The 18,116-nt window shown below is 66.9% G+C and carries 12 protein-coding genes; 5 read left to right on the forward strand and 7 right to left on the reverse strand.

The window, feature by feature from the left end:
• Positions 1 to 171 precede the first annotated feature (171 nt).
• A complete protein-coding gene (locus VFW45_14715) occupies positions 172 to 3,873 on the forward strand; it encodes a putative metal-binding motif-containing protein (GenBank protein ID HEU5182037.1) in 3,702 nt (1,233 codons plus the stop codon).
• Between the two features lie 228 nt (positions 3,874 to 4,101).
• Here VFW45_14715 and VFW45_14720 read toward each other — a convergent pair whose 3' ends face one another.
• The 3 genes from VFW45_14720 to VFW45_14730 all read right to left on the reverse strand — a co-directional run bounded on the left by VFW45_14720 (position 4,102) and on the right by VFW45_14730 (position 7,767).
• A complete protein-coding gene (locus VFW45_14720; protein ID HEU5182038.1) occupies positions 4,102 to 5,358 on the reverse strand; it encodes an MFS transporter in 1,257 nt (418 codons plus the stop codon).
• A complete protein-coding gene (locus tag VFW45_14725) occupies positions 5,349 to 6,512 on the reverse strand; it encodes a DNA recombination protein RmuC (GenBank protein ID HEU5182039.1) in 1,164 nt (387 codons plus the stop codon). The genes VFW45_14720 and VFW45_14725 overlap by 10 nt, the downstream gene beginning before the upstream one ends.
• Before the next feature lie 79 nt (positions 6,513 to 6,591).
• Positions 6,592 to 7,767: a class I SAM-dependent rRNA methyltransferase gene (locus VFW45_14730; GenBank protein HEU5182040.1), complete on the reverse strand. Its 1,176-nt coding sequence runs from the start codon at positions 7,765 to 7,767 to the stop codon at positions 6,592 to 6,594.
• 121 nt (positions 7,768 to 7,888) lie between these two features.
• Between VFW45_14730 and VFW45_14735 the strand changes: the two genes are divergently transcribed.
• Together VFW45_14735 and VFW45_14740 are read left to right on the forward strand one after the other, a co-directional pair.
• Positions 7,889 to 8,686 (forward strand): dienelactone hydrolase family protein, encoded by a 798-nt coding sequence (locus VFW45_14735; GenBank protein ID HEU5182041.1) that lies wholly within the window; start codon positions 7,889 to 7,891, stop codon positions 8,684 to 8,686.
• 1 nt (position 8,687) lies between these two features.
• Complete coding sequence (locus VFW45_14740) at positions 8,688 to 9,866, forward strand: aminotransferase class V-fold PLP-dependent enzyme (GenBank protein HEU5182042.1); 1,179 nt, start codon at positions 8,688 to 8,690, stop codon at positions 9,864 to 9,866.
• Between the two features lie 10 nt (positions 9,867 to 9,876).
• On the opposite strand, the gene VFW45_14745 is transcribed toward VFW45_14740, so the two are convergent.
• The 3 genes from VFW45_14745 to hutH form a co-directional block, all read right to left on the reverse strand.
• Positions 9,877 to 11,178 (reverse strand): PQQ-binding-like beta-propeller repeat protein, encoded by a 1,302-nt coding sequence (locus VFW45_14745; protein HEU5182043.1) that lies wholly within the window; start codon positions 11,176 to 11,178, stop codon positions 9,877 to 9,879.
• Positions 11,179 to 11,336: 158 nt separating this feature from the next.
• Complete coding sequence (gene hutU, locus VFW45_14750) at positions 11,337 to 12,995, reverse strand: urocanate hydratase (GenBank protein ID HEU5182044.1); 1,659 nt, start codon at positions 12,993 to 12,995, stop codon at positions 11,337 to 11,339.
• Positions 12,996 to 13,014: 19 nt separating this feature from the next.
• Positions 13,015 to 14,547, reverse strand: a complete 1,533-nt coding sequence (hutH, locus tag VFW45_14755; protein ID HEU5182045.1) for a histidine ammonia-lyase — start codon at positions 14,545 to 14,547, stop codon at positions 13,015 to 13,017.
• Between the two features lie 190 nt (positions 14,548 to 14,737).
• Between hutH and VFW45_14760 the strand changes: the two genes are divergently transcribed.
• Positions 14,738 to 16,033, forward strand: a complete 1,296-nt coding sequence (locus VFW45_14760; GenBank protein HEU5182046.1) for an adenylosuccinate synthase — start codon at positions 14,738 to 14,740, stop codon at positions 16,031 to 16,033.
• Between the two features lie 7 nt (positions 16,034 to 16,040).
• Here VFW45_14760 and VFW45_14765 read toward each other — a convergent pair whose 3' ends face one another.
• The gene (locus VFW45_14765; protein HEU5182047.1) at positions 16,041 to 16,331 is read right to left on the reverse strand and encodes a hypothetical protein; all 291 of its coding nucleotides are present in this window, start codon (positions 16,329 to 16,331) and stop codon (positions 16,041 to 16,043) included.
• 219 nt (positions 16,332 to 16,550) lie between these two features.
• On the opposite strand from VFW45_14765, the gene asnB reads away from it, so the two are divergent.
• Positions 16,551 to 18,116, forward strand: a 1,566-nt coding sequence (gene asnB / locus VFW45_14770; GenBank protein HEU5182048.1) for an asparagine synthase (glutamine-hydrolyzing), incomplete at its 3' end; no start/stop codon positions are given.

Below are 18,116 nucleotides of genomic sequence, written 5' to 3' on the forward strand. Positions count from 1 at the left end.
CGCTCAAGTAATGGCGTCCGGAATCATTATTACCTTGACATCCTTTGGTTTCGCCGTATTTACAGAATCCTGCTTTCTGCTCGTACCAAAAACCAGTAGCGCTGAGGGGGGCTTCATGGCGCGCTGTTGGCGTTATTTCTCTGCCGGTTTGGCCCCCGGCCGGGGTTGTCGATGAAGGCGACCCGCTTCCTCGGACGGGTTGCGCTGGGCGTCGCCTTTGCGGTTGCCGCCGGTTTGCAGCCTCCCCCCGCCGCCGTTTCCGATTTCAGCTATTACGTCGATTTCGCATCCCCTGCGACCACGAACTGCACCCCGACTTCCTCGGGATGCACCGGCCAGTGCGCCAGCCCGACCTGCGGCACCCAGGCGACGCCCTGCCACAGCATCCAGGCCGCCATCAATATCGCCAACTGCAATATCGGAGCAAACACCGCGCTGGAAGCCGACGTCAACGTGGCCGCCGGCACCTATCCGGAGCGTCTCTTCGTCTACCCCAACATCCACCTGATCGGGGCGGGGAAAGACGTGACCACCATCGACGCCAAGGGTCTTCTGCGCTCCGCGGTGATCATGTCGAAGCAGACCCTGTTCGGGTTCGCCAGGCCGGGAGTCAAGTTCTCGATCACGGGATTCCGCATCATCCACGGCAGCGGCGATCGGATCGATCTGGTCGACTCGGGTGGGAACCATTATTTCCAGATGGGGGGCGGCGGGATGCTGCTGTTCGGCCAGATCGGAACCACGGGCTGGCCCTCCGTCACCGATTGCCGTATCGAGGACAACACGATCATCGAGAACACCCCGGCGACGCCGGCCCCGGACTGGAACGGCGGCGGGATCTACGTTGCGGTGGGAGGCCCGATCATTTCGGGGAACATCATTCAGCGCAACACCATCACCCCGCCCAACCAGAGCGGCCAGGTGGATGCGCTGGGATGGGGGGCCGGAATCTATTCGCTCAACTTCGACTGCCTCCCGCTCATCACGCGCAACGTGGTACGCAATAACGTCACTGTCGCCCAGGTGGGAAGCGGCGCCGGCATGAACGTCGCAGGGAACGAGGGAACGATCATCAGCAACAACCTGGTGGTCGGGAACTCCGCCAACATCGAGGGGGGCGGCATCTACATCTACGCGGCCGCGGCTTCCGCTTACAACAACGTCGTCTTCGGGAACATCGGCGGCGGCGCGGGAGGCGGCTTCAGCACCGGAAGCCCGATTGCCGACATCGACGTCACCAACAATACCGTGGTCGGCAATGTCCTGACCGTACATACCGTCCCCAAGGGGGCAATCTTCTCCTCCGTCGGCGGGGGCATCTACTCCTCCTTCATCCTGAGCCAGCAGAGCCAGCCGCTGAACCATCTGACCAACAACCTGGTCGCCAAGAACGATGCCACCTCCCTGGGGGGCGGCGGCGGGCTTTACACCTATAACGCGTTCGCCACCAACGATCACAACGACTACTTCGGTGATGCGCCCAACGAGATTCGCGGCGATTACACCGAAGCGACCGTCGTCGGGACCAACGGCAACCTGTCGGTGGATCCGGTCTTTGCCAATATCCCGACCTTCTGGGATCACACGAATGCGGCGGGCGCCTCGAACACCGTGGTGGTCTTCGATGCCACGCGTTACGCCGTGGGCAACCAGATCGAATACAACGACGACGGCGTCGCCCGGCAGATTACCGGCATCAACACCAGCACCAAGACGCTCACCTTCACGCCCGCGATCACCTACAAGACGTGCAGCAACGCCGTCAACGCCTCCTGCACCGTGAACACCGACTGCGTCTCCCCGGGGACGTGCAATACGGTGACGACCCAGGCGAACCGGATCCTGGCCAATTGGGGTGCCAGCACCAACGTGACCGAGGACCTGCGCCTGACGGCTTCCTCGCCGGTGCGCGACGCCGGAACGAACACGCCGCAGTTCGGGACGACTCCCACGACCGACTACGATCAGCTGCCCCGCCCCGTGGATGGGGACCAGAACGGATCGCTGATCAACGACATCGGCGCCTACGAGTTCCGCCTGCCCGACACCGACGGTGACGGAGTGGGGGACGCCCTCGACTGCGATGATCTGGTGAACAGCGTCTGGACGGCGCCGCCCGACGTGGCCGCTCCGCTGTCGATTTCGAGCGCCCAGATGCTCTCCTGGATGCATGCGCCGCAGTCGAACGTCTACAACGTCTACCGCGGCACGATCACCTCGCCGTGGACCTGGAACCCGTCCTGCTTCGCCTCCGAGATTCCGGGCCTTTCCACGTCGATCGCCGCCTCGGCTCCGGCCCTGGGGACGGCGCAGTATTTCGTGGTCGGCGGGGTCAACTCCTGCGGCAGCGGACCGATTCATACCGTTTCGACGGTCTTTCCGCCTTCGGTCTGTGATCCCGCGCCGGGCGATGCCGACGGCGATGGAGTCGCCAACCTCAACGACAATTGTCCGACCGTCTCCAACAACACCCAGCTCGACCCCGAGCACGACACCGTCGGGACGGCCTGCGACAACTGTCCGACGACCTACAACCCGAACCAGCTCGACGTCAACGCCAACTCCCAGGGAGACCATTGCGAGGACGGCGACGGCGACGGCTCTTTCCTGGTGAACGACTGCAACGACTCCAACCCGGCGATCCACCCCGGCGCCACGGAGATCTGCAACGGGGTGGACGACAACTGCACCGCGGGAATCGACGAAGGCTTCGATGGCGATGGCGATGGCGTCACCACCTGCGGCGGCGACTGCAACGACGCCAATCCGGCCATCCGGCCCGGGGCGACCGAGATCTGCAACGGGGTGGACGACAACTGCACCGGGGGCATCGACGAGGGCTTCGACGCCGACGGCGACACCTTCACGACCTGCGGCGGCGATTGCAACGACTCCAACGTGAACATCCATCCCGGCGCCGCCGAGGTGTGCAATGGTCTCGATGACAACTGCACCGCCGGAATCGACGAAGGCGGCAACGCGTTGTGCAGCGACACCAACAGCTGCACCAGCGACGTCTGCGGCGGCGCCGCCGGCTGCCAGTTCTCGCCGGTCCCGGACGGCAACGCCTGCAATGACAGCAACGCCTGCACCCAGACCGACGCCTGTGCCTCGGGCGTCTGCAACGGAACCAACCCCGTGGTGTGCAGCGCCCCGGACACCTGCCACGACGCGGGTACCTGCAACACCACCAGCGGCGCGTGCGAGAACGCGCCCCCGAAGCCGGACAACACGCCGTGCAGCGACGCCGACCTCTGCACGCAGACCGACACCTGCCAGACGGGAGTCTGCACCGGCAGCAATCCGGTCGTCTGCTCCCCGTCGGATGACTGCCACGACCCCGGCACCTGCGCTCCGGCCACCGGAGTCTGCTCGGTCGGAGCGCCCAAGGCGAACGGCTCCAGCTGCAGTGACGGCAACGCTTGCACCATGAACGATACCTGCCAGACGGGGGTCTGCCAGGCGGGCGGGCTGCGTGACGGCGACGGCGACGCGCACGTCGACGGGCTGTGCGGCGGAGATGACTGCAACGACCTCAACAACGCCGTCTGGCACGCACCGTTCGAGGTCACGAATCTGATCCTGACGACGACCTCGCCCGCGAACCCGGCGTGGGATTCGCAAGCCGGAGCGGCGGGACCCGAGACGACCTACGATCTGGTGTCGGGCAGCTTCGGACCCGGCGGAGGCAGCATCAGCTTCGCAGCCGCGAGCTGCCTGCAATCGGGCGGAGCGGGCAATTCCTTCCCCGATGGTCGTCCCGATCCGACGGCGGGGCTCGCCTACTGGTACCTGGCGCGCGGCCGGAACTCGTGCGGTACCGGGACCTATGGCACCGTGCCGCGCGACACCAATATCCCAGCCTGCCCATAACTCCCAGACGACTCATCCCTGCAGGGCGAAGCCGTGTGCGCCAGGGTCGGCTCGTCTCGCGCCGTGTCCTGGCGCTGAAATCCGGGAGATCAGCATCGTTTGCCAGTCGAGAGGCGCCGGAGAAAGGCCGCCCTTTCAACGCCTCGATGACGAAAGGGAAGGACTGAGCTAATGGGCAAGCCGGCAGGGTCCCCGTGTCAGGCAGGGGGGCAGGCTCTCGAGCGAGCGCTAGGCCGACGGGCGATGCCTGAAGAAACGGTCGTGCGCGAACATCAGGAGGGTCGAGACGAAGCCGATCAGGGAGACGACGATCCACATTCCCGCGGGGCGGCCCCCTTTGAGATAGTGCTCCACGAGATAACCGGAAAGGGGTCCCGCCGCCAGCGATCCAAGGGCCACCGGCAGGAAGGCGAACCCCATGAAGGTTCCCACCTGGTCGGCGGGCGCCAGGTCGGCCACGTACTCGTAGAAGCGGGGCGCCTGGAGCGACTCGCCGACCGCGAACAGGGCGATGGCGGTCACCACCACCGGCAGGATCGGCGAGGCCGCAATCAGCAGCCACGAAGCGCTGGCCACGGCGAATCCCAGGATCATGGCGCTCAACGGCCGGACCCGCTTCATGAGGGCGGTCACCGGGATGGTCAGGAAGATGATGGCGGCGGCGTCCACCGCCTCGATCAGCTCGAAGCGCGAATAGCCGACGACGTCGCGGACATAGAAGGGAAGCGAGTAGAAGATCTGCCAGAACATGATCCAGAAGCCGGAGAAGACCACCAGGAAGCTGATGAACTTGAAATTGCCGAAGACCACCACCATGTCGGCGAAGACTTTGCCGAAGGTGCGGGCCGGCGCCTGCCCTCCTCCCTCCGGCTCCTGGAAGAAGAGGAAGGTGGCGACGAGATTGAACAGCGACACCGCCGCTGACATCATGAGGACATATTCGATCCCCATGCCTTCGCGGACCTGCAGCGCCAGCACGGGTCCCAGCGCCCCTCCCAGATTCACCAGGGTGTAATAGATCGAATAGCCCAGCGATTTGGTGTCTTCGTTCGTGGTGCGGGCCACCGTGCCGACGATGCACGGCTTGATGAGCGATCCGCCGATGGCGGTCAGCAGGAGGGCCCCCACGGCGTACGGTATCTTGCCCATCAGCGACACCAGGCCCTGGCCCTGGGGCATGCCGGCCAGGCCGACCGCGAAGTACCCGAGGCTGAAGATGAAGAAGCAGGCCGCCAGGCTGCGCTTGAAACCGTAGCGGTCGACAAAGACGCCGGCCAGGATCGGCAGGAAGAAGACCGCGAATCCGTAGAACCCCACCAGCGAGTTGCCCAGCGCTCCCAGCCCCACCTTCTCCACCAGGTAGACGGCCAGGATCGCCTTGGAGCCGTAGAAGGCGAAGCGCTCCAGCAGCTCCAGCCCGTTCGCTATCCAGAAAGTGCGGGTGAAGCCGGTTCTCAGGCGCTCGAAGCTCGCGGTCAGCTCCACGGTTCCTCCATGTCGCGGCCGTGCGGCCTATCCAGCGCGGGGCCGGGGTTGGGAATCGCCGTCACGGTGTCAGTCTCGTCGGGCGCGTCGACGCGCGACAGCTTCCAGTCGAAGCTCTCGAGGCGCTTGCGGACCTCGTCCAGGTTTCGGGCGGCATTCAGGAAGTGCTTGGACATCAGGTCGAAGGACTCGCGGGTGGCGCGGAAATCGCCCTGCAGCGTGGCCAGGGTCGCCACGATGCGGCGCGCCCCCTCCTCGATCCGAAGACCGCGCAGGCCGAGCTGCAGGGTGGAAAGGTAGAGCGAGAAGGTGTTCGGGGACACCGGAAAGACGCGCAGACCGAGCACCTCGGCCCACAGCGCTTCGACCTCCTCGCCCCGCTCGCCGTGCACGAAGGCCTCGTAGTAGACGCTCTCCGCCGGGACGTACATCAGGGCCAGATCGAGCGTCCCCTCCTGGGGCCGAATGTAGCGCGAGGCGATGGCGCGCGCGTGCCGCCGGATGTCGTCGGTGAACGCCTTGCGGGCTCTGCGGGACTCGTCCTCCCCGCGGCTGGAGAGGAGCTTCTGGAAATTCTCCAGCGGGAACTTGGCGTCCACCGGCACCAGGCCGCCGGGGAGCCGGATCGCCGCGTCGACCTTCTCCCCCCCCGCGAAGGCGTGCTGGATGCGGTAGTCGGTCGGCGGGAGCATGTTGCCCAGCAGGTTCTCGAGCAGCTGCTCTCCCAGATTGCCGCGCACCTTCGGGGCCCGCAGGATGTCCTGCAGCTTGCGCAGGTCCGCTCCCATCTCGGCGAGGTGGCGGATCTCGTCACCCAGCCGCACCAGGCGCTCCTGCAGGGCGCCGACGCGGTCGCCCACTTCCTTCGACTGCGAGACCATCTGGCCGGTCACCTGAGTCTGCGAGGCCTGCACCAGATCGGTGAGAGCCTTGGTCCCGATGGAGAGCTGATCGCCGGTCTCGCGCGTGATCTGGTGGCGGGTCTCGTGCAGCGTGCGGATCAGGTCGGAGACCTGCTGCTGCAGCTGCGTGAGAGCCAGGTGCTCGCCGTCGCCGGGGCGTGCGGCGCGGCGCTGCAGCAGCCAGAAGAGGCCGGCGGCACCCAGCGCGCCGAGGAGCATCAGGGCTGCGCCGGAGAGGAGAGTTCCATTCATCATGGATCCTGCACCCGAATGAAGAAGGAAGGCGGGCCAGCAAAGCGGACCGGAGTGTAAGGAGGGGCGAAGCGGAGTGTCAAGAGGCTCGCAGGACGGCGAATTTCAGGTAGCGCGTCTCGGGCACCCCTGGAAGCACCGGATGATCGGGAGACTGGCCGCGCTGCGCCACCAGGCGCACGGAGCGCTCCGAATCGGCCGCCGCGTCGCGCAGGATAGAGAGGAACTCCTCGGCTCCGAGATGAAAGGAGCAGGAGGAAGTGAGCAGGAAGCCGCCCGGCGCCAGGATGCGCAGGGCGCGCAGGTTGATTTCCTTGTAGCCGCGGATCGCCTGCGGCACGCTCCGGGCCGACTTGGTGAAGGCGGGCGGGTCGAGGACCACGATGTCGAAGCGCTCCTTGCGGCGGTCCAGGTCGTGCAGCAGGTCGAAAGCGTTTCCTTCCTCGTAGCGCGCGCGCTCCTCGAAACCGTTGAGCGCCACATGCCGGCGCGCCTGCCGGATGCATTCGGCCGAGACATCGACCCCTTCGACGTGGGCGGCCCCCGCCTTCAGGGCATACAGCCCGAAACCGCCGGTGTTGCAGAATGCGTCGAGGACCCGCCTTCCCGCCGCCAGCGGCTGGATCTCGCGGCGGTTCAGCCGCTGATCCAGGAAGAGCCCCGTCTTCTGGCCCTCCGCGGGACGGACCTTCAGGTCCAATCCGTCGAGCCTCACCGCAATCTCGTCGGGAACGCTTCCGCGGAGCACCCCCGCCGTGGGAGAGAGTCCTTCGTGGGTCCGGCTGGAAAGATCGCTGCGCTCGTAGATGCCGGCGGGGGCGAGCCGCTCCGACAGCACCTCCAGAATCGTCTCCCGCCAGCGCTCCATCCCCAGGGTGCCGAACTGCACGCACAGGTAGCGATCGTAGCGGTCCACCACCAGGCCGGGAAGGCGATCTCCTTCGCTGAAGATCAGGCGCAGGGTGGTTTCTCCCGGGAAGACTTGCTCCCGATAGGCCAGGGCGTCCTCCAGCCGCGCGGCGAAGAAGGCCCGGTCCACCTTCTCCTCGGCATGTCGCGTCAGGACCCGCAGCGCCAGCGTCGAAGCCGGGTTGTAGGTGGCGCGCCCGAGAAGCCGCCGGCGGAAATCGCGCACCTCCACCACGTCGCCCGCGGCGACCCCCTCGTCCACCGAGGCGATCTCGGAGGCGTAGGCCCAGAGGTGTCCCGACTTGATCCGCTGATCCCTGCCCCGCGCCAGCACGACCGCGCCCACGCGCTTCTCCCGCTGAATCCGGCGTTTCGTTGACCGCCGGGGGGGAGGAGGCTATCATCCGGACGCTCCGGCGCCAAGCGTGACTCATCCATGGAAGAAAACCTTCCCCGACGGAGGTCTCATGACCGCTTCAGAGTCGTTCACCCGTCTCTGCGCCCGACTCGCGATCCCGGCGCTCCTGCTCTTCGCTCCCGCTCTCATGGCCGCCGAGGTGCCGGGCAAGCCGGCCGCCGGCCCCCACCGCGGCACCCTGGTCGAGCTCAAGTCCCAAAGACCGATGAAGGGGTACCTGGTGAAGCCGGAGGGCAAAGGACCCTTCCCCGGCATCGTGGTTGTCCAGGAATGGTGGGGTCTCAACAACCAGATCAAGGGAGTGGCCGATCGGCTTGCGGCCGAAGGATACGCGGCGATCGTTCCGGATCTCTACCATGGCAAGATAGCCACCGACCCGGAGCAGGCGCATGTCCTGATGCGCGGGCTGGATGACAAAGAGGCGCTGGCCGATCTGGGAGCGGCGGTCGATTACCTCAAATCGCTACCCGAGGTCGGCAGCTCGAAGATCGGCTCGGTCGGCTTCTGCATGGGCGGCGGATTGTCGCTGCAGCTCGATTTGAATCGACCCGATATGGCCGGCGCGGTGATGTTCTATGGGCAGCCGGAGAGCGATCCGGCACGGGTCAAGAAGGCGGCCGGGCCGGTGCTCGGGCTGTTCGGCGAGCAGGACGAAGGGATTCCGAAAGAGAAGGTCATGGCCATGGAGAAGGCGCTCAAGGATGCGGGCAAGGGGGTCGAGGTGAAGATCTATCCCGGTGCCGGGCACGCCTTCTTCAACGAGACGCGTCCCTCGTACAATGCCGCGGCGGCGGCCGACGCCTGGAGCCGTACCCTCGCCTTCTTCAAGACCAACCTGAAGGGGTGACGTGACCCAGCTTGCGGGCCTCCGGCAGGCCTTCGATCTCCATCCCGAAGCGATCTACCTCAACGCCGCGAGCGAAGGGCCGCTGCCGCGCGCAGCCGCCGAGGCGATGCGCGCCGCGCTCGACCGCAAGACCCATCCCTTCCGTCTCGGGGGAGAGGACTACTTCCAGATCCCGCAGCGGGCGCGCGAGCGGTGCGCGCGGCTGGTCGGCTGCCGCGCGGAGGAGATCGTCCTCACCCATTCCACCGGCGATGGGATCAACCTGGCGGTGGGCGGCTTTCCCTGGAGCCCGGGAGACGAAGCGCTCTTCCTGAAGGGCGATTTCCCGGCCCTGGTGAACCCCTTCCTGCACGCCCGGACGCGTGGCCTCGCCCCGGTCGAGATCACGCCGGCCGGGAAGTTTCCCGCGCTGGAAGATTTCGCGCGGGCGGCGACGCCGCGCACCCGAATCCTGGCGCTCAGCCACGTTTCGGCGCTGCACGGCTTCCGGCACGATCTGGCCGCGTACGGGCGGTTCTGCCGGGAGCGCGGGATCTTCTTCGTGGTGGATGCGGCGCAATCGGCGGGCGTGATCCCGTTGCGATTCGAAGAGGACGGGATCGATCTGCTGGCGGCGCCGGGGCACAAGTGGCTGCTGGGACTGCCCGGCACCGGCTTCGCGGCCATCCGTTCCGAAGTGATAGAGCGCATGAACCCGCCGGCGGTCGGCTGGATGGGCCTTCTCAGCAATGCCGCCCAGTTCGTGGCGATGCCTCCCTTCGATCTGGCGCTGTTCCAGGGCGGCAGGAAATTCGAGGTGGGGACGACTCCCTATCCTCAGCTGGCCGCGATGATTGCCTGCCTCGACATGCTCCTCGAGAATGACGTCGAGTTGGTTCAGGCGCATGTGGCGGCGCTGCTGGAGCCGCTGTGGGAATACCTCCAATCCTCTCCTTACAAGCTGCTCTCCTCCCCCGAAGCGTCGCATCGCTCCGGGATCCTCGCCTTCACCGGCCGCTTCGCCGCCAAGATCTACCTGCTGCTCAACGAGCGGAAGATCTTCCCCGGGCTGCGCGCCGGGGCCCTGCGCATCTCCCCGCACCTCTACAACACGCCCGAGGACATCGCCCGGCTGATCGCCTCCCTCAAGGAGCTGGAGACGGTCAAGCTCGAGGCGGATCGCAAAGGGGAGAACCTCTGAGGCCCGGAGCTCAGCGCAGCGCGTACAGGTTCCCGTCCATGCTCCCGACGTAAAGGACGCCGTCCGATACCGCCGGCGATGAGACGATGGCGCCGATCGAGATGTAGCGGTAGTAGTCGATGTACATGTCCTCGAAATCGCCGAACACCGGCGTGAAGGCCTCACGGTTGAGGCTGCCGTCGGGGTTGAGCACCTTGAGGCGATCGGTCTTCGAGGATTCGGTCTGGAACTCCCACGCCAGCTTCCCCGATTTCAAATCGACGGCATAGAGCTTGCCGTTGTGGCTGCCGACGTAGGCGTTGCTTCCGGCAATCGCCGCCGAGGAGAAGATGTAGGCCTTGGCGTCGAAGTTGAACCGCAATCGGCCGGTGGCGGCATCGAGGGCCATGAAGCGGGCCGAATCGGAAGTGCCGGCGTAGACGACACCGTCGCGCACAGCCGGCGTGCCGATCACCCACGACTTGCTGGTGGGATAGTCCCACTTCTTGCGGCCGGTCTTGGCGTCGATCGCGTAGACATGTGCGTCGCGACAGCCGACATAGATCGTGCCGTCCACCACCGCGGGCGAGGACTGGAATCCGACCTGGTTGTGGATAGCCGGGTCCTGGCCCGCCTTGAACGTCCAGCGCTCCCGGCCGGTCTCCGCGTCGAGCGCGTACAGGTTGCTGTCCCAGCCCCCGATGTAGACCACGCCGTCCGCCACGGCGGGGGAGGAGTGCACCACGTCCTGGGTCGCGAACTTCCACTGCAGCACGCCCGATTCGGCGTCCACGGCGTAGACGTTGCCGTCGCCGCTGCCGAAATAAACCTTCCCATGCGCCACCGCCGGCGAGGAGATGAACAGGTCCCAGGCGTCGGGGATTGTCTGCGCCGGCGAGGGGTAGCCGTGCAGGTTCTTCGCCTCGAACTTGCGCTCGTACTCGGTGGCGAAGACCCATTTCGGCTTGCCGGTGTCGGCTTCGAGCGCCGCCAGGGCTCCGGCGGAGGAGACGAAGTAGACCGTCTTTCCGTCGACAGCGGGCGTCGAGGCGATCGGCATCCGGGACTTGAAGTTCCACTTTTCCTTGCCGTCCATGTCAATGGCGTAGAGGTTGCCTCCCAGGGAGGCGATGTAGACGACCCCGCCGGCGACGACGGGTGAGGCGACGATCGGCCCCGAGGCGGCAAAGCTCCACTTCATGCCTTCCAGCTTCGCCAGGCCGGGGCCGGAGTAGACCCCGGTGCGGGCGATGTTCCCGTGGAAGGTCGACTGCGCCAGCAGCGGAGAGCCGAGCAGCGCCGAGCAGGCGAAAGCCAGGACGATACGCGTCATCGAGGACCCCTTGTGCGAGAGGATGGGAGAGCAGTCGGTGGTTCTTTACGGACAACCGCCCGCAAAAGGTGCAGGGTAGGAAGTAAAAAGTTGTATCCGGCGGGGAAGGAGTCCTGGGCGCGGGAGGCCGAATGTAACGAGATTTCGGATGCGCGACACTAGAGCGACGGCAGGTCGATCTTGAAGCGCCGGGCGGCGTCGAGCGCTTCGGGATAGCCGGCGTCGGCATGGCGCATGACGCCGGTCCCGGGATCGGTGGTGAGGACCCTTTCCAGCCGGGAAGCGGCCGCGCTCGTCCCGTCCGCGACCACCACCATCCCGGCGTGCAGGGAATAGCCGATGCCGACGCCGCCGCCGTGGTGCACCGAGACCCAGCTCGCCCCCGCCACCGCGTTCAGAAGGGCGTTGAGAATGGGCCAGTCTCCGATGGCATCCGATCCGTCGCGCATCGCCTCGGTCTCCCGATTGGGAGAGGCGACCGAGCCGGAGTCGAGATGGTCGCGCCCGATGACGATGGGAGCGGAGATCTCGCCGCGTGCCACCAGGTCGTTGATTGCCAGTCCCAGCTTCGCCCGCTCGCCGTAGCCGAGCCAGCAGATGCGTGCCGGCAGCCCCTGGAAGTGCACCTTCTCGCCGGCCATTCGGATCCAGCGGCACAGCGCGGGGTTGTCGGCGAACAGCTCGAGGACGGCGCGATCGGTGCGCTGGATGTCGCGCGGATCACCCGACAGGGCCACCCAGCGGAACGGCCCCTTCCCTTCGCAGAACAGCGGCCGGATGTACTCCGGCACGAAGCCGGGAAACGCGAAGGCGTCGTCGACCCCGGCTTCTTTCGCCACCTGACGGATGTTGTTGCCGTAATCGAAAGTAATCGCGCCCGCGTTCATGAGGTCGAGCATCCCGCGCACATGCACCGCGATGGAAGCGCGCGAGCGGCGCTGATACTCCTCCGGATCCGAGGCGCGCAGCGCCAGGGCGTCGGCATAGGGGAGGCCGTGCGGGACGTAGCCCTGCAGCGGATCGTGGGCCGAGGTCTGATCGGTCAGGAGATCCGGAATCACTCCTTCGCGATGGAAGCGGGGCACGAGGTCGGCGGCGTTTCCTTCCAGCGCCACGGAGAAGGCCCGGCGCTCCTGCTGCGCCTTGCGGGCCAGCGACACCGCCTCCTCGAAGGAGGAGGTGGCCTCGTCGCAGTAGCCGGTTTCCAGCCGGCGCCGGATGCGTTGTGGATCGACCTCGATGGCGATGATCACGCCGCCGTTCAAAGTGGCGGCGAGCGGCTGCGCGCCGCCCATGCCCCCCAACCCGGCCGTCAGGACGAGCCGCCCGGCGAGATCGCCGCCGAAATGCCGCCGCGCCGCCGCGGCGAAGGTCTCGTAGGTCCCCTGCAGGATCCCCTGCGTCCCGATGTAGATCCAGGAGCCGGCGGTCATCTGCCCGTACATCGTCAGCCCCATCCGCTCGTACTCGCGGAAGTGGGACCAATCGGCCCAGGCGGGGACCAGCATCGAGTTGCTGATCAGGACGCGCGGCACTTCCCTCTGCGTGCGGAAGACTCCCACCGGCTTGCCCGATTGGACCAGCAGCGTTTCGTCGTCTTCGAGCCGGCGCAGCGTCTGTACGATCCGGTCGAAGGCCTCCCAGCTGCGCGCCGCCTTGCCGGTGCCGCCGTAGACCACGAGATCTGCGGGGCGCTCGGCCACCTCGGGATCGAGGTTGTTCATCAGCATGCGCATCGCGGCTTCCTGGACCCATCCGCGGCACGACATCTCCGACCCGCGCGGGGCACGAATCAGGCGGGGAGCATCCTTGGCCATCAACATCTCCTTCCGGATTTCATCGCAGCGGCCCTGCCACGCTCTGCGCCGCCGCCAGGATCTTTCCCGATTGCAGCAGCACGGTCATGCGCTCGATGTCCTCCGCCAGGACGCGATCCTCGGCGAGCGCCGGCACCACCTTGCGCACGGCGCGCAGGGCGGAGCGCAGGGCCGGCGAGGTCTTCAGGGGCAAGAGCATCTCCAGCCCCTGGCAGGCGGCGAGGATCTCGATCGCCAGGACCCGCTCGGCGTTCTCCAGGATGCGCAGCGCCTTGCGGGCCGCCCAGGCGCCCATCGAGACATGATCCTCCTGCGCGGCGGAGGTCGGGATCGAATCGACGCTCGCCGGATGGGCGAGCCCCTTGTTCTCGGAGACCAGGGCCGCGGCGGTCACCTGGGCCATCATGAACCCGGAGTTGAAGCCGGGATCGCGCGTGAGAAATGCGGGCAGACCGCTCAAGTCGGGATTGGTGAGGCGCTCGACCCGGCGCTCGGAGATGCAGGCCAGCCCCGCCACCGCCATCGAGAGATAATCGAGCGCCAGCGACACCGGCTGGCCGTGGAAGTTGCCGCCCGGCAGCAGCTCGCGACGGCCGGGGAACAGGATCGGGTTGTCGGTGACGGCGTTGATCTCGCGCTCCAGCACCGCGCGGACATGCGCCATGGCGTCGCGGCTGGCGCCGTGCACCTGCGGCATGCAGCGCAGCGAATAGCCGTCCTGCACCTTTCCGCAATCGGCGTGCGAGCGCTCCACCTCCGAATGCCCGAGCAGCCTTCGCAGATTGTCGGCCGAGGCGGCTTGCCCGGGATGCGGGCGCAGCTTCCCAAGGCGCTCGTCGAAGGCGCGCCGGGAGCCACGCAGCGCCTCCAGCGACATCGCGCCTGCCAGATCGGCGTGACGCGCCAGGTTCTCGGACCGGGTCAGCGCGAGCGTCCCCACCGCGGTCATCAGCTGGGTGCCGTTGATCAGGGCGATCCCTTCCTTGGCCTTGAGGCGGACGGGCGCGAGCCCGATGCGCGCGAGGGCGCGGCGCGCCGGAAGCTCCCGGCCGAAGGCCCGGACGGTGCCTTCCCCCATCAGCGCCAGGGCCAGGTGGGCCAAAGGTGCCAGGTCGCCGCTCGCTCCGACCGATCCCTGCGACGGAATGCGCGGCAGCACGTCGCGGTTCAGCATCGCCAGCAGCGCCTCCACCACGCCGGGACGGACCCCGGAATGGCCGCGCGCCAGGACGTTGGCGCGCAAAAGGATCAGGGCGCGCACGGAGACGTCGTCCAGCGGCTCTCCGACGCCGGCGCAATGGCTGCGGATCAGGTTGATTTGCAGCGCGTCGAGCCTGTCCGGGGCGATGCGCACGTCCTTGAGGCGCCCGAAGCCGGTGTTGACCCCGTAAATCGGATCGGATCCTTGCGCCAGCTTATCGATGACGCGGCGCGCGCGCGCCATGCCGCGGCGCGCGCCGGGGGCGAGGCGCACCCGTGCGCGGCGGACCGAGACCCGCTGTACGTCCTCGAGGCTCAAGGACGCGCCGTCCAGGAAGATGATGGGCTGCATGACCGGCGGAGTTTAGCCGTTTTCCGAGTTCCCCTGCAAAGGGTGGAAAACGGTCACGTCGCGCTGGCTTTCGTCGCGGTTGATGGGCTTCGAATCCCTTTGATAAGATGCCGTGCCCAAGAGAGCGCGGCCCTGGGCGGCCCCGAGTCCCTTGGATTTTTTCTTCCACACAATCCACAGGTAGGACCCGATGCCTTGCGTCGTCGTCGTGGGCGGTCAATGGGGAGATGAAGGGAAAGGGAAGATCGTCGACCGCCTGACCGAGCGGGCCGAGGTCGTGGTGCGCTACCAGGGCGGCCCCAACGCCGGCCATACGGTGGTGATCGACGGCAAGCGCTTCGCCTTGCGGCATCTGCCTTCCGGAATCCTGCGCCCGGGGGTCCTCAGCGTCGTGGGCAACGGCGTGGTCGTCGATCCCGCCGCGCTGCTGGGCGAGATCCAGGACATCCGCGACAGCGGCGTCGAGATCGGCGAGAACCTGAAGATCAGCGATCGGGCGCACGTGATCCTGCCGGAGCACCGCGTCCTGGACGCGGCCAGCGAGGACGCGCGCGGGGAATCGCGCATCGGCACCACCCGGCGCGGTATCGGCCCCGCCTACGAGAGCAAGGTGGGGAGGATGGGGGTGCGGATGGGCGACTTGCTGAATCCGCAGCTGCTGCGAGACAAGCTGGAGGTCTACCGCGCGGAGCGCTTCCGCAAGTTAGGCCTCGAGCCGGACGGCCGGGACGTGGTGGAGGAATACCTGGGCCACGGCGCGGCGCTGGAAGGATTCATCGCCGACACGGTGGCGCTGCTTCACGCTCGCCTGACCAGCGGCGCGCGCCTCCTGTTCGAGGGGGCGCAGGGGACGCTCCTGGATCTCGATTTCGGCACCTACCCCTTCGTTACCTCTTCGAACTCTTCGGCCGGCGGAGCCTGCACGGGGACCGGCGTCGGACCGGCGCGCATCACCGGCGTGCTCGGAGTGTTCAAGGCCTACTGCAGCCGCGTCGGCTCGGGCCCTTTCCCGACCGAGCAGCTCGGCGAGTCGGGAGAGAAGATTCGCGAGCGCGGCCGGGAGTACGGCACGGTGACCGGCAGGCCGAGGCGCTGCGGCTGGTTCGACGCCGTGCTGGGTCGCTATGCGGTCCGGGTGAACTCGATGGACTGCGCTGCCCTGACGCTTCTGGACGTGTTGGACGAGTTCGAGCATGTTCCGGTCGCCGTGGCCTATGAGCACCGCGGGGAGCGCTTCGAGACGCTGCCGGCCGATCTGGAGACCTTCGGCCGATGCGAGCCGGTCTACGAGGTGATGGAGGGGTGGAAGAGGCCTATTGGAACCTTGAAAGGCTTCGGCGATCTGCCGGCGGCCTGCCGCGCCTACATCGATCGCCTGGAAATGCTCCTGGGATGCGAGATCGGGCTGGTCTCCACCGGTCCGGAGCGCAGCCAGACGCTGATGCGCCCCAATAGCCGGCTGGATGGCTGGCTCGCCGGAAAGTAAGCTCCCTTCAATCCCGCTTGTGGACGTAGATCTTCTGCCCGTCCACCACCTCGACCTTGGGAAGGCACCAGCAGCCGGGACCCACCACGTGCTGATCCTTCTGCCGGTTGTAAATCTGGAAGGTCGGCTTGACCGGCGCGGCGGCCGTTGCGGCCTTGGCCGGCGCCGCAGCAGAGGCTGCCGGTGCAGGCGATGCGGACGCACCGGCCGCTGGCGAGGTCTTGGCCGGGCTTGCGGTTGAAGGCGCCGGAGGGGCGGGGGGAGTGGCAGCCGGATCAGGGTTTTCGTTCTCGGCCATCGATCCTTCCTCGAGCAATCGGGCCTGCCTCCGGCAGGCGGGCCTTGAAGCTCGGATTGTAGCGTAACTCGCCTTCGGCCGCGGCGGATCGCTGCACCTTTCCGATATAATTCCTTCCCTGATTTCGCGCCGGCTCCCGCGTCTTTCGGCCCCCACGCCGGGAAGCCTTGCCGCCGGCGTCGAAGCCCCACCCACGGGAAAAAGGAGCGTTGTGGATCGATGTGCGGGATAGCGGGCATTCTACGATTCGACGGAGAGCCGGCACGCGCCGACCAGGCGGCCACCATGGCCCGCTGGATGGCGCATCGCGGCCCCGACGGCGAGCAGGTCCATGCTTCCGGGTGCGTGGCCCTGAGCCACCGGCGTCTGGCCATCGTCGATCTCAGCGATGCCGCCTCCCAGCCTCTGCCCAACGAAGACGAGGCGCTGTGGCTGGTCCACAACGGCGAGATCTACAACTATCGCGAGCTGCGCCCGGAGCTGCTGGCCAACGGCCACCGGTTCCGCTCCGAAGGCGACAGCGAGGTGATCCTGCACGCTTACGAGGACGAAGGCGTGCGCTGCGTCGAGCGCTTCAACGGCATGTGGGCCTTCGCGCTGTGGGACGGACGGACGCGACGGCTGCTCCTGTCGCGCGATCGGCTGGGCGAGAAGCCGCTCTATTATCACCTCGATTCCCGCGGCCTGATCTTCGCCTCGGAGATCAAGGCGATTCTGGCGATCCGTCCCGATCTCGCCGAGATTTCGGAACGCGGGCTGGCGGATTTGCTATGCATCGGAGCGCTGGAGACTTTCGGGGAAACCCTGTTCCGCACGATCCAGCAGGTTCCTCCGGCGCACAACCTGGTGATCACGGCCGGCGGCGACCATCGGCTGGAACGCTACTGGACGCCGCCACCTCCCGAGTCGGCGCGGGAGATTGCATGGCCCCGGGCCGTTTGTCAGTTCCGCGAGCTCCTCGAAGACTCGATCCGCCTGCGGCTGCGCAGCGACGTGCCGGTCGGGACCTGTCTTTCCGGCGGATTGGATTCCAGCTCCCTGGTGGCGCTGGAAACGAAGCTGCTGCGCCCCGCTCCCGTGCATACCTTCTCGTCGGTCTTCATGGTGGAGGGGTTCCGGGAAGATCAGTTCATCGATCAGGTCAATCAGCAGTTTGCCACGGTCCCGCACCGGGTGAACCCGGACTCCGACTTCCTGTCGCTGCTGCCGCGCATGGTGTGGCATCAGGAAGTCCCCATCCCTGACCCCGGCGTCTACCCGCAGTGGTCAGTCATGGCCCTCGCGGCCCGTGACGTGAAGGTGCTCCTGGACGGGCAGGGGGCCGACGAGATGCTGGGGGGATACTTCTACTTCTATCCTTACTACATTGCCGATCTCATGAGGGAAGCCTGGAAACCGGCGTCCTGGATCGAGGGATTGGGCGCGCTGCTGCGAATCTCCGACCGGGTGGGCTGGCGCCGAACCGTGGGGGTGGGACGCGAAGCGCTCGTCAGGGCGTCGGAAACCTGGTCGGAAGCGGGGTATCAGGGATCCCGGGCGGCCGTACTCGTTTCGCCCGATCTCGCCTCCCGGGCGACCTTGTCGCTCCCGCACGAGCCTGCGAGACAGGCGAGCCGGCTGAACGCCATCCTCTTCGAGGAGGTCACGCGCACCAGCCTGCCGAAGCTGCTCCACTTCGAGGACCGCAACAGCATGGCGCACAGCGTCGAGTCGCGCACGCCGTTTCTGGACCACCGCCTCGTGGAGTTTTGCCTGCAGCTGCCGCCGCGCATGCGCATCCGCGGC

The sequence above is a fragment of the Candidatus Polarisedimenticolia bacterium genome (assembly GCA_035764505.1).
Lineage (GTDB): Bacteria > Acidobacteriota > Polarisedimenticolia > Gp22-AA2 > AA152 > AA152.

Bases quoted from the DNA above. Each gene is read 5' to 3' on its own strand.
- VFW45_14725 (HEU5182039.1), bottom strand. From the start codon at position 6,512: ATGAATGGAACTCTCCTCTCCGGCGCAGCCCTGATGCTCCTCGGCGCG.
- VFW45_14745 (HEU5182043.1), bottom strand. From the start codon at position 11,178: ATGACGCGTATCGTCCTGGCTTTCGCCTGCTCGGCGCTGCTCGGCTCT.
- VFW45_14735 (HEU5182041.1), top strand. From the start codon at position 7,889: ATGACCGCTTCAGAGTCGTTCACCCGTCTCTGCGCCCGACTCGCGATC.
- VFW45_14765 (HEU5182047.1), bottom strand. From the start codon at position 16,331: ATGGCCGAGAACGAAAACCCTGATCCGGCTGCCACTCCCCCCGCCCCT.
- hutH (HEU5182045.1), bottom strand. From the start codon at position 14,547: ATGCAGCCCATCATCTTCCTGGACGGCGCGTCCTTGAGCCTCGAGGAC.
- VFW45_14760 (HEU5182046.1), top strand. From the start codon at position 14,738: ATGCCTTGCGTCGTCGTCGTGGGCGGTCAATGGGGAGATGAAGGGAAA.
- VFW45_14715 (HEU5182037.1), top strand. From the start codon at position 172: ATGAAGGCGACCCGCTTCCTCGGACGGGTTGCGCTGGGCGTCGCCTTT.
- hutU (HEU5182044.1), bottom strand. From the start codon at position 12,995: ATGGCCAAGGATGCTCCCCGCCTGATTCGTGCCCCGCGCGGGTCGGAG.